This window comes from Paenibacillus vandeheii, assembly GCF_030433635.1.
Classification (GTDB): Bacteria; Bacillota; Bacilli; order Paenibacillales; family Paenibacillaceae; genus Paenibacillus; species Paenibacillus vandeheii.
Window position 1 is genome coordinate 1 of the sequence record NZ_JAROCD010000044.1, and the last position, 850, is coordinate 850.

The 850-nt window shown below is 46.6% G+C and carries 1 protein-coding gene; it reads right to left on the reverse strand.

The window, feature by feature from the left end; genetic code table 11:
• Positions 1-38: 38 nt before the first annotated feature.
• The coding region (locus P5G61_RS31835; protein ID WP_301250125.1) for an IS3 family transposase at positions 39-850 on the reverse strand (812 nt) is incomplete at its 5' end.

Genomic DNA, 850 nt, shown 5'->3' on the forward strand with positions numbered 1-850 from the left:
TGGTCAAGACCCCATTTTGTAGACATTATAAAAAGACCCTAGGCTGCAAACTGGCGTCGGTACTCTACCGGCGTCAGTTTTTTTAGTTTTCGTTGTGGCCGTTTTCGGTTGTAAAAACGGATATATTTTTCGATTTTGCTTTGTGCTTCGGCAACCGTTCGGATATGATAAGGGTAGAGTCCTTCCGTTTTGAGATGCGAGAAGAAACTCTCCATAGAGGCATTGTCATAACAATTTCCTCGGCGAGACATGCTGATTCGGGCGCCAACCTTTGGCAGCATGTCGTGGTAAGCATGAGACGTGTACTGGAACCCTTGGTCGCTGTGAACGACCAGTCCGGTCACGTCTTTTTGCTTCGCAAACGCCTTGCTGAATGTGCGGAGCACCAGTTCATTATCGTTGCGTTCACCTATTTCGTAAGCCACAATTTCGTTATTAAACAGATCCTTTATGGCTGAAAGATATATCCAGCGCTCTCCCACACGATACTGGGTAATATCCGTTACCCATTTCTGATTCGGTTTTTCTGCACTGAAATCTCGCTTCAAGAAGTTCTCTGCTACACGCTGCGCAGGTGCATACGAGCTGCTGGAGCGACGTTTACGACGGATTCGAGATTGAATACCTAGCATTTGCATCAGGCGGAGCACCTTTTTGTGGTTCATCCAAATCCCTTGATCTTGCCAAAGGAACAACTGCAGCTGTCGGTAACCATATTTGCCTTCGTATCGTTGATACGTTTGAAGCACCTGTTTCTTCGCCTTTGCATCGCGATCGATTCGTTTACGTTTTACATAGGCATAAAACCCACTCCGGGACACGCCAAACACATGGCAGAGTTTCTGGATAT